The organism is Kineococcus aridisoli, assembly GCF_050871885.1.
GTDB lineage: Bacteria > Actinomycetota > Actinomycetes > Actinomycetales > Kineococcaceae > Kineococcus.
On record NZ_JBJLSF010000036.1, the window covers coordinates 1 to 10775 of the forward strand.

8 protein-coding genes are annotated in these 10775 nt (G+C 79.0%); 5 read left to right on the plus strand and 3 right to left on the minus strand.

Going from position 1 to position 10775, the window contains the following annotated elements:
• The coding region (locus ACRYM2_RS11650) for a DUF2304 domain-containing protein (RefSeq protein WP_432522534.1) at nucleotides 1-463 on the minus strand (463 nt) is incomplete at its 3' end.
• Nucleotides 464-473: 10 nt separating this feature from the next.
• Nucleotides 474-1121, minus strand: coding sequence for a glycosyltransferase family 2 protein (locus ACRYM2_RS11655; protein ID WP_432522580.1), 648 nt, complete (start codon nucleotides 1119-1121; stop codon nucleotides 474-476).
• Between the two features lie 182 nt (nucleotides 1122-1303).
• Between ACRYM2_RS11655 and ACRYM2_RS11660 the strand changes: the two genes are divergently transcribed.
• Entirely contained in the window at nucleotides 1304-3106 is a 1803-nt protein-coding gene (locus tag ACRYM2_RS11660; RefSeq protein ID WP_432522536.1) for an ABC transporter ATP-binding protein, read from the plus strand.
• Between the two features lie 18 nt (nucleotides 3107-3124).
• Here the strand turns inward: ACRYM2_RS11660 and ACRYM2_RS11665 are convergent, their stop codons facing one another.
• Nucleotides 3125-4216 carry a glycosyltransferase family 4 protein gene (locus tag ACRYM2_RS11665; RefSeq protein ID WP_432522538.1) on the minus strand — a complete coding sequence of 364 codons (1092 nt, stop codon included), beginning with the start codon at nucleotides 4214-4216 and terminating at the stop codon, nucleotides 3125-3127.
• Between the two features lie 66 nt (nucleotides 4217-4282).
• Between ACRYM2_RS11665 and ACRYM2_RS11670 the strand changes: the two genes are divergently transcribed.
• The 4 genes from ACRYM2_RS11670 to ACRYM2_RS11685 are packed head-to-tail and all read left to right on the plus strand — an operon-like array spanning nucleotide 4283 to nucleotide 10723.
• Nucleotides 4283-5464 (plus strand): glycosyltransferase family 4 protein, encoded by a 1182-nt coding sequence (locus tag ACRYM2_RS11670; protein ID WP_432522540.1) that lies wholly within the window; start codon nucleotides 4283-4285, stop codon nucleotides 5462-5464.
• Nucleotides 5461-7569: a DUF6541 family protein gene (locus tag ACRYM2_RS11675; RefSeq protein ID WP_432522542.1), complete on the plus strand. Its 2109-nt coding sequence runs from the start codon at nucleotides 5461-5463 to the stop codon at nucleotides 7567-7569. The genes ACRYM2_RS11670 and ACRYM2_RS11675 overlap by 4 nt, the downstream gene beginning before the upstream one ends.
• A 17-nt stretch (nucleotides 7570-7586) precedes the next feature.
• On the plus strand, nucleotides 7587-9473 hold the full coding sequence (locus tag ACRYM2_RS11680) for a glycosyltransferase (protein ID WP_432522544.1): 1887 nt from the start codon (nucleotides 7587-7589) through the stop codon (nucleotides 9471-9473).
• Nucleotides 9470-10723: an acyltransferase family protein gene (locus tag ACRYM2_RS11685; RefSeq protein WP_432522546.1), complete on the plus strand. Its 1254-nt coding sequence runs from the start codon at nucleotides 9470-9472 to the stop codon at nucleotides 10721-10723. Before ACRYM2_RS11680 ends, ACRYM2_RS11685 begins: the two co-directional genes overlap by 4 nt.
• The last annotated feature ends 52 nt before the right edge of the window (nucleotides 10724-10775 follow it).

Below are 10775 nucleotides of genomic sequence, written 5' to 3' on the forward strand. Positions count from 1 at the left end.
GGGCGGCCCCCCCGCCCGTCGTGTCCGCGGTCGACGGGCCGGCCGCCCCCCCCCTGAGGGCCCCCGCCCGCCCGGGGGCCGGCCCCCCGCCCCCGGGCCAGGACGCGTTCTCGTGCCTGGCCCGGGCCAGCGCCGGCGGCTCGGCCTCGTCCAGCGCCAGGCGCCGGGTCAGCTGCGTCAGGCGCGACTCCAGCGCCCGCTGCCGGCGGTAGGCGGAGACGAGGGCGCCGAGGAAGGCCACGACCAGGCCGTACAGCAGCAGGTCCGTGCCGCGGCCGACGCCGACCGCGCGCGCGACGACCGTCACCGCGCCCGGCGCGAGGATGCTGGCGACCGCCAGCACGACCAGGGCGCCCAGCAGGATGCGCCGCACCGCCTGGTGGCGCTCGCCGGCCGTGCTGCGCACGAGCAGGGCGCCCACGCACAGCACGGCCACGATGAGCACGACTTGGATGAACAGCACCGCGGCCCCCTCAGCCCAGGATCGTCTCGACGAGGATGTTGACGCTGTTGAGCAGCGACTGCCCCTTCGAGCGCGAGTAGTCGGTGTAGCGCACCAGCACCGGGTGCTCGGCCCAGCGCAGGTCCGCGCGCCCCACCTGCAGGACGAGCTCGGTGGCGTGCGCCATCCGGTCGTGGCGCAGCTGCAGACCGGCCGCCGCGCGCCGCGAGAGCACCCGCAGGCCGTTGTGGGCGTCGGTGAGCTTCACGCCCGTCGTCGCGTTGTTGTAGACCGTGGCTGCCCGCAGCACCACGCGGCGCAGCCGGTCCAGCTCCGTGCGCCGGTCCAGGAAGCGCGAGCCGAAGACCGCGTCCAGCTGCTCGGCCTCCAGCCGCTGCACCATGGCCTCGGCGTCCTCGACGCGGTGCTGCCCGTCGGCGTCGAAGGTCACCACCGAGCGCATCCGCTCGTCGCGCAGCGCGTACTCGATGCCCGTCTGCAGCGCCGCGCCCTGCCCCAGGTTGACCCCGTGCCGCACGACGGCCGCCCCGGCGGCCTCCGCCAGCGCGGCCGAGGAGTCCGGGCTGCCGTCGTCGACGCAGACGACGTGCAGGAAGCGCGTGCGCAGCTCGGCCACGACGTCGGCGATGACCGCGGCCTCGCGGTACAGCGGGACCACGACCCAGGTGTCCGGGTGGCCGCCGCCCGCGCGCGCGGCGGCCCGCCCGCGGGAGTCCTCCCCGGGTGCCCCCTGCTCGGCCCGGTGCGGCGTGCTCGTCACAGCGCCCATCATGACGGCCCCGCGGCCGCCGGTCCGGCAGGGCGGGCGGTGCGGGCGCGGGGATGGGCGAGGATGACCGCGTGCGCGAGCTGCTGAGGACCGTCCGGGCGCTGCTGCGGCTGCTGCCGCGCGGCAGCGGGCGCTTCGTCGTCCTCTACAGCCTCGGCCAGGCCCTGCTCGCCGTCCTCGACGTGCTCGCCCTGGGCCTGCTGGCGCTGCTGCTGCCGGTGGCCCTGGACCCCGGCCGGCCGCTGACCTTCGCGCTGCCGCTCGTCGGCGACCGCCTCGACCCCACCGCGCTGCTCGTGCTCGTCGTGGTGGTCAGCCTGCTGCTGGCCGGCAAGAGCCTGGCCAGCCTGGCGCTCGTGCGCTGGGGCGTCGTGCGCTTCGCCGACCACGAGGTCGACGTCGCCGACCGGCTGGTGCGCGCCTACCTGTCGGCGTCGTGGTCGTACCGGCTGCGGGCCAGCTCGGCGCGGGCGGTGCGCACGGTCGACGAGTCGCTGAACCAGACCTTCAACGGCTTCCTCATGCCCTTCACCAGCCTGGTCGCCGAGGTCTTCGGGCTCGTGGCCGTCGGCGTGGTCGTCGTCGTCGCGGCCTGGCAGACCGCCGTGGTGGCCGCGCTCTACTTCGCCGTCGTCGCCTTCGTCCTCTACGCGGTCATCGCGCGCCGCGCCGCGGCGGCCGGGCGCACGGCCACCAGCGCCAGCGTGCACACCGTCCGGCTGGTGCAGGAGTCCTTCGCCGCCACCAAGGAGATCGCGCTGCGCGCGCGGGGCGAGCAGCTGGCCGGCGTGGCCCGGCAGGTGCGCGCCCGCAGCGCCCGCGCCCGGGGGCTGGCGTTCTTCTACTCCGTGGGCCCGCGCTTCGTGCTGGAGGCGGCGCTGCTGGGCGGCTTCCTCGTCGTCGGCGGCGCGGCGGTGCTCACCCAGGGCGTCACCCAGGCCGCCTCCTCCATCGGCCTGTTCGCCGTCGCCGGCTTCCGCGTCGTGCCGGCCCTGACCCGCCTGCAGTCGGTGTTCGCGACCATGCACGCCCACCAGCCCGAGGCCCAGGCGGTCCTGGACGCCCTCGCCGAGACCGGTGCCGCCGCCGGACCGGTGCCCCCGCTGGGCGGCGGCGAGGACGTGGAGCAGCTGCCGGCGGGCCCGGTGGAGGTGCGGCTGGAGGGCGTGCGCTTCAGCTACCCGGGGGCGGCCGCCCCGGCGCTGGCCGACGTCGACCTCGTCGTGCCCGCCGGTGCCCGCGTGGCCCTCGTCGGCCGCTCCGGCTCGGGCAAGTCCACCCTCGTGGACCTCGTGCTCGGGCTGCACGAGCCCACCGGCGGGCGCCTGCTCGTCGGCGGCCGGCCGCTGGGGGAGGTGCTGCACGCCTGGCGGCGGCGGGTCGGCTACGTGCCGCAGGACGTCGCGCTGCTGGACGCCGACGTGGCGCGCAACGTGGCGCTGAGCTGGCGCGACGAGGACGTCGACCTCGAGCGGGTGCGGCAGGTGCTCGAGGCCGCCCAGCTCACCGACGTGGTGGCGGGCCTGCCGGAGGGGGTGCGCAGCCAGGTCGGCGAGCGCGGGCTGCGGCTGTCCGGCGGCCAGCGCCAGCGGCTGGGCATCGCCCGCGCCCTCTACAGCGACCCCAGCGTCCTCGTGCTCGACGAGGCCACCAGCGCCCTGGACACCGCAACCGAGGCGGCGGTCTCGCAGACCGTCGCCGCGCTGCGCGGGGTGACCGTCCTCGTCGTCGCGCACCGGCTGGCGACGGTGCGCGACTGCGACGCGGTCGTCGTGCTCGACGCCGGCCGGGTGCGGGCCGTGGGCACCTTCGAGGAGGTCGTCGCGGCCGTCCCCGACTTCGCCCGGCAGGTCGAGCTGTCCCGCCTCTCCTGACGGTCCGCCCGGCCGCCCTCAGCGGCCCCCGGCCCGCCCGGCCCGCGCGGTCTGCGCGTCGAGGACGACGGCGAAGCGGTCGGCCACCGCGTCCGCGGAGAAGCGGCGGCGCACGGGGGCGGCGATCTCGGCGGGGGAGGGCGCCCCGGCCCGCGCCCGCTCGACGGCGTCGGCCCAGGCGCCCGGCCGCCGGTCGCCGACCAGGTGCACGCCGGGACCGGTGAAGTCGCGCATCCCGCCGCGGTCGCCGAGCACCGCCGGCCGGCCGTGCACGAGCGCCTCCGCACCCGCCACGCAGAAGGTCTCGTAGCGGCTGGGCAGCAGGAAGACGTGGCAGCGCGCCCACTCGTCGGCGAACTCGTGCGGCGCCCGGCGCCCCAGCAGCGTCAGGTGCCCGTCCACGCCCAGCCGCCGCGCGTGCGCGGCCACGGCCGCGCGCAGCGGCCCGTCGCCCACCCAGCGCAGGGTGGCCGCGTGCCCGCGCCGGCGCAGCTCGGCCAGCGCCTCCACCGCCAGCAGCGGGTCCTTCACCGGGCGCAGGTTGCCCACCGCCAGCAGCCGCAGCCCGTCCTCGGCCGGCGCGGCGGGCGGCTGCGCGGGTGCCGGCACGACGTTCGGCACGACGGCGCAGCGCCGGTCGCGCCGGGCCTCGCGCACCGCCCGCGCCAGGTAGTCGCTGACCGCCGTCACCGCGTCGGGGCGGCCCAGCAGCCGGCGCGCCCCGGCCAGCCGCTCCCACAGCGGCCCGCCGGAGACGGGGTCGGACACGCCCGACCAGTGCTCGGAGTGCACCCACGGCACGCCCGGGCGCAGCGGGCCCAGCAGCGGGGCCAGCAGCACCAGGGTGGAGAAGACGTGGGTGTGCAGCAGGTCGGCGCCGGCGGCGGCCGCGCGCACCGCGCGCAGCGCCCGGGCCGGCGAGCGCGGGTCGCGGCGGTCCACGTGCAGGCGGCGGGTGCCCGGCTCGAGCGGCGTGCCGGGCCGCGGGGCCAGGTGCAGCACCCGCACGTCGTGGTCGCGGCGCAGGGCCTGCACGTGCCGCTGCACGAACACCCCCTCCACGCCGTCCTCGGCGCTGGGGAACCACGTCGTCACCACGGCGATGCGCACGAGCGCATCCTGCCCCGTGCGCGCGGCGGTCCGGGCGGTGGTCCCCGCCTGGGTAGGGTCCCGCTCGTGCCGCCCCTGATCCGCATCGCCACGCGGACCTACCCGCCGGACGTGGGGGCCGCCCCGTTCCGGCTGCGGGCGCTGGCCCGGGCGCTGGTCGCCGCCGGCGGCGAGGTGGAGGTCGTGACGACCACCCCCGCGCCCGGCAGCGCACCCGCCCCGCGCGACGCGGGCACGAGCGTGCGCCGCGCCGCGGTGCTGCGCGACGCCGACGGCGCGGTGCGCGGCTACCTGCCCTACCTCTCCTTCGACGTCCCCCTCACCGCCCGGCTGCTGCTGGGCCGGCGCCCCGACGTCGTCGTCCACGAGCCGCCGCCGACGACGGGGCTGGCGACGCGGGCGGCCTCGGCGCTGCGGCGCACGCCCTACGTCTCCTACCTGCCCGACGTGTGGTCGCAGGGCGCCGTCGCGGCCGGTGCGCCGCGCCCGGTCCTGGGCGCCGTCCGCCTCGCCGAGCAGGCCGCGCTGCGCGGTGCGGCCGCCGTGCTGGCCGTCACCGCGGGCATGGCCGCCGAGGTCGTGCGCGCGGGCGTGGACGCCCGGCGCGTGCACGTGGTCGGCAACGGCGTCGACGTCGAGGTCTTCGTCCCCGCCCCCCCGGACGGGCCCGCCGGCGGGCCCGCGCACCGGGGCCTGCGGGCCGTCTACAGCGGGACGATGTCCGAGTGGCAGGGCGCGGAGGTCTTCGTGCGCGCCTTCGCCGAGCTGGCCCGCGAGGACCCCGGCGCCCGGCTGACGATGGTCGGCGGCGGCGTCGACCTGCCGCGGCTGCGGGCGCTGGCCGCGCGGCTGGCCCCGGGGCGGGTCGAGCTGCCCGGCACCGTCCAGCCCGGCGAGGCCGCCCGGCTGCTGGGGGAGGCGGACGTGGCGCTCGCCTCGCTGGTGCCCGGCACCGGCTACGACCTCATGGCCCCCACCAAGATCGCGGCGGCGGCGGCCTGCGGCACGCCCGTGCTCTTCGCCGGGGTCGGCAGCGGCCGGGACACCGTGCGCGCGCACGGCCTGGGCGCCGCGGTCGAGCACGACCCGGCGGCCGTGGCCGCCGCGCTGCGCACCTGGCGGCGGCCGGACGCGGGCGAGCGCGCCCGGCTGCGCGCGTGGGCGCTGGAGCACGGCTCCCTGGCCGCGGCCGCGCAGCGGGCCGCCGCGGTCGTGCTGGCCGTCGCCGCCGGGCGCGTGCCCGGGTGAGCGCCGGCCCCCTCCTCACCGGCGTCGCGCCCGGCTGGATCAGCGGCGGCAGCCCCGCCGGCGACGTCGCCACGCTGGCCGTGGCCGCGCTGTGGGTGCTGCTGCCGGGCGCCCTGCTGCTGGCCGCGGCCGGCGTGCGCTCGCTGCCGGTGCTGCTCGGCGCGGCACCCGCCGTCTCGGTCGGCGCCACCACCTGCGCGGCGACGGCCACGGGCCTGACCGGGCTGCGCTTCGGCGGCTGGGCGGTGGGCGCGGTGCTCCTGGTGCTGCTGGCCGCGGTCGCCGGGGTGCGCCGCCTCGCCGGCCGCCCGGCCGCCCGCCGCGCGGGCGCCGGGGTCCCGCCGCTGGAGGCGGACCCGCCCGGCCGGGCGGAGGCGGCCGCCACCGCGGTGCTGACCGCCGCGGCCGCCGCCGCGGTCCTCGTGCTGTTCCGCCGCGGCACGGGCACCCTGGCCACCCCCTCGCAGGAGCACGACGCCATCACCCACACCCTCGTCGTCGCGCACGTGCTGCGCAGCGGCGACGCGGCGCCCTGGCGCGCGCAGGCCCTCGACGTCGTCACCGGCACGCCGGCGCTCTACTACCCCGACGGGCTGCACCAGTGGGCCGCGCTCGCCGCCCAGGTGGCCGGGCACTGGGGCGCGAGCCCGGTGGCGGGGCTGAACGCGACCAGCGTGCTCGCGCTCGCCCTCGTCCAGCCGCTGGGCCTGCTCGCCCTGGCCGCCCGCACGCTGCCGCGCCGGTGGCTGCCCGCGGGCGGGGTCGCGGCCGTGGCCTCCGCGCTGGCGTACCAGCCGCTGCAGGCCATGCACCACGACTCCGGGGCGCTGGCCAACGCGGCCGCCATCGCCTTCGCGCCCGGGGCGATCGCCCTGGTGCTGCCACCGCGCGGCCCGGGCGCCCGCCGCGCCGCCGCCGTGGCGCCGCTCGTGCCGGTGCTCGCCCTCGGCTGCGCGGGCGCGGTGACGGTCCACCCCAGCGCCGCGCTCACCGTGGCGGGCGGGGCGCTGGGCGCGGTGGTCCTCGGTGCGCTCGCCACCCGCGGCACCGCGCTGACGCGGTGGTGGGTCGCGGCGCTGGCGGTGGCCGCGGTCCTCGTCGCCGCCCTCGTCGGCACCGCGCTGCTGCAGGCCGCGCAGTCCGGTGGCGGCTCCAGCGCCCGCTTCGCCCGCGACGTGCCGCCGCAGCCGCTGCCCGAGGCCCTGCACCGGGTGCTGACCCTGCCGCTGCAGGGCGGTCTCGACCCCGGTGCCACCACCGAGCAGTGGTGGCTGGCCGTGCCCGTCGTCCTCGGCGCGCTGCTGGCCGGCCGGGCCGGTGCGGCGGTCGCGCTCACGTGGGCGGTGTGGTCGGCGATCGCGGTCGCCTACCTCCTCGACGCGCACCCGCCGGTGCTCGGCGGCCTGCTGGACCTGGTCTGGGACAGCGCGTGGAACTCCTACTACCGCGTCGTCGCGCACGGCACCCCGTGGGCGTGGCTGCTGGCCGGGGTGGCCGTGGTGCGGCTGGCCGGCTGGCTGGCCCGGCCGCTGCGCTCCCGCGCCGCCGCTCCCGCGCTCGCCGCGGTGCTCGGGCTCGTCCTGCTCGCGGGGGCGGCCGCGGAGTCCGGGCCGACGGAGGTGCGGGCGCTGCGCGAGCGCTACGCCGACCCCGCCTACCAGCGCGTCGACGCCGACGACGAGGCCGCCGCCCGCTACCTGGCAGGGGTCGTGCGCCCGGGGGAGCGGGTGCTCAACTCCGGCAACGACGGCTCCACCTACGCCTACGTCCTGCACGGGGTGCCCGTGCTGGCCACGACGGCCGTGCCGACGCCGCCGGTGCCGCGGCTGCGCACCCTGCTGGCCCGCTTCCGCGACCTGGGCACCGACCCGGCCGTCGCCGAGCTGGTGCGCCGCGAGCGGGTCGCGTGGGTCGTCGTCGACGCCGACGCGCCGCTGCTGCCGCTCAAGCCGGCCGACGCGGCCTTCTTCGGCGTCCCGCAGTACGCCGTGCCGCCGGGGCTGACCGGTCTGGACGGCGTGCCGGGGCTGGAGCGGGTGTTCACCAGCGGCACCGTGGCGGTCTGGCGCGTCGACGCCGCGGCGGTGCCGGGCGGACCCGCGTGACCTGGCACCCTGTCCCGGTGCCCGCCTCGACCGCCCCGGACGACGACGCCCGCGCGGTGGTGGCCGTCGTCGTCGCCCACAACCGCCGCGAGCTGCTGCTGGAGGGCCTGGCCGCGCTGGCCGCGCAGACCCGCCGCCCCGACGCCGTCGTCGTCGTCGACAACGCCAGCGCCGACGGCTCCGCGGAGGCGGTGCGGCGCTGGGCCGCCGGGCCCGGCGCGGGCGGCCTCCCCGTCGACCTGGTCGTGCTGGAGCGCAACACCGGCGGCGCCGGCGGGTTCGCCGCCGGGCTGGCCCGCGCGGTGCGCCACCACGGCGCCGACGCGGTCTGGCTGATGGACGACGACACCGTGCCCCGCCCGCAGGCGCTGGCCGCCTCGGTGGCGGCGTGGCGGGCCACCGGCGCGGCGCTGGTGGCCAGCCGGGTGGTGTGGACCGACGGGCGCGAGCACCCCATGAACACCCCCCGGGTGCGCCCGGGCGCCTCGGCGGCCGAGCGGGCCGCCGCGGCCGCCGCCGGCTGCGTGCCGGTGCGCTCGGCGAGCTTCGTGGCGGTCCTGCTGGACGCCGCGGCGGTGCGCGCGGACGGGCTGCCGGAGGCCGGCTACTTCCTGTGGAACGACGACTTCGAGTACACGACGCGGCTGCTGCGCCACCGCCGGGGCGTGGCCTGCCCGGCGAGCGTCGTCGAGCACCGCACGCGCGTCTTCGGCTCCACCGACGCCGACCCCGGCGAGCGGTTCGTGCTGGAGGTCCGCAACAAGCTGTGGACCTTCACCCGCAGCCGCTCGCTGGGCCCGCGCGACACGGCGCTGTACGGCGGGGCGACGCTGCGGCGCTGGGCGCGCACCCTGGCGCGCTCCTCGCGCCGGCCGGTGCTGCTGCGCGGGCTGGTGTCCGGGGTGCGCCAGGGCCTCGCCGCGCCGCCGCCCACCGCCGACGTGCTCGCCGGCCTCGGCGCGGTGTCCGCCGACGTGCTGGCGGTGGAGTCGGCCGCCGGCCGCCCGCTGGGCGCTGCCGCGCGGGTGCGCCCGGCCGCGGCGCTGCCCGCCGGGCAGCTGCCGCCGTTCTCGGTGCTGCTGCCGGTGTGGGCCGGTGACGACCCCGCCCAGCTGGAGCGGGCCGTGGCCAGCGTCACCGCCGAGCAGGTGCTGCCGCCCGAGGAGGTCGTGATCGTGCGCGACGGCCCGGTGCCCGCGCCGGTGCAGGCCGCGCTGGAGCGCTGGCGGCGCGAGGGGGCCGGCGGGGTGCCCGTGCTCGTGCACGAGCTGGCGGCCAACGCGGGTCTGGCCCGCGCGCTGGAGGAGGGGCTGCGCCGCTGCAGCCACGACGTCGTCGCGCGCATGGACGCCGACGACGTCAGCCTGCCCGAGCGCTTCGCCCGCCAGCTGCCGCTGGTGGCCGCCGGCGCCGACCTCGTGGGGGCGGGGCTGCTGGAGATCGGCGCCGACGAGGACGACGTCGTCGGCCGGCGCACCCCGCCCACCGGCGCGGAGCGCATCGCGGCCTACGCCCGCTTCCACGACCCCTTCAACCACCCGACGGTCGTGTACCGCCGCTCGGCGGTCGCGGCCGCGGGCGGCTACCGCGACCTGCCGCTGATGGAGGACTACTGGTTGTTCGCCCGGATGATCGCGGCCGGGGCCCGCGTGGAGAACCTGCCGGAGCCGCTCGTGAAGTACCGGGTGGGGGCCGTGCCCGGCGCCGGGGCCTACGCGCGCCGCGGGGGCGCGCGCCTGTGGCGCTCGGAGGTGGCGCTGCAGGCGCACCTGCGCCGCGAGGGGTTCACCTCGCCCGCGCAGGCGGTGCGCAACGTGCTCGTGCGCGGCGGCTACCGGTTCGTGCCGACCAGGGTGCGCACCGTCGCCTACCGGGCGCTGATCGCGAAGGGGGCGGGCCGGTGACCGCCGTCGCCGAGTCCAGCCCGCCGGCGCCGGCGGCCCGCCCGCGCATCCCGGAGGTCCGCTCGATCACCGGGCTGCGCATCGTGGCCGCGGTGTGGGTGCTGCTCTTCCACTGGAAGTTCACCCCGCTGCCGGAGTACGCGGGGGTGCGGGCCTTCCTGACCCCCGTGCTGGACTCCGGGCACCTGGGCGTGGACCTCTTCTACGTCGTCTCCGGGTTCGTGATCACCCTGACCTACCTGGACACCCTGGGCGCCCGGCCGCGGCCGGGCGCCTGGTGGTCGTTCTGGTGGGCGCGGGTGTGCCGGGTGTGGCCCGCCTACGCCGTCGTCGTGGTGCTCTTCGGCCTGTGGCTGCTGTGGCGGCGCAGCATCGACCCGGCCTTCTACGCCTACCAGGGCGTGCAGCCGGACCTCGGCTGGCGCAGCTGGGTGGAGCAGCTGCTGCTGGTGCAGCTGTGGCACCGCCCCGACTTCGACGGCGCCAGCTTCGTGGGCGCCACCTGGTCGGTCTCGGCGGAGATGGCCGCCTACGTCGCCTTCCCCGTCCTCGCGCTCGTGCTGCACCGGCTGCGCCGGCTGCCGTGGTGGCTGCTGGTGGCCGGGGCGGTGGGGCTGCTGCTGCCCGCGGCGCTGCGCTCGTACCGCACGGGCGTCATCTACTGGGACTACAGCTGGGCGGAGCGGATCTTCACCGAGTTCGGCGCCGGCGCCCTGGTGTGCCTGGCCGTGCGGCGGCTGCAGTCCTCCGAGGTCGCCCGCGAGCGCGCGGCGCGCTGGGCGCCGCGGCTGGCGTGGCTGCTGGTGGCCGAGGTGGTGCTCGTCGTCGGCTGGGCGGCCTCGCGCCCCTACGACCGCTACGCCGTCGTCGCCGTGCTCTTCCCGCTGCTGGTGGGCTGCCTGGCGCTGTCCGAGCGCGGGCCCTCGGCGTGGCTGTCGCGCCCGGCCGTCGTGCTCGGCGGGCGGATCTCCTACAGCGTCTACCTCGTGCACGTGCCGGTGTACGAGGTCTTCTGGACGTTCCAGGAGGAGGTGCCGCAGATCGCCCCGGGCGGTCCCTGGACGGCCTTCCTCGTGCCCCACCTGCCGCTGGTCGCGATCGCCCTCGGGTGGGTCCTGTGGAGGTTCGTGGAGGAACCGGGGCGGCGGCGGCTGCGCGCCCTCGGCCGGCGCCGGCCGGCGCAGCGGCGGGCGGTCGGGGAGGGGCTGCCGGAGGCCGCGGCGAGCGCGCCGGGGGCCGCGCGCCGCTGACCGGGCCAGCGCTCACGGGCGGCTACGCTGTCGCCACCATGCCTGCGAACAT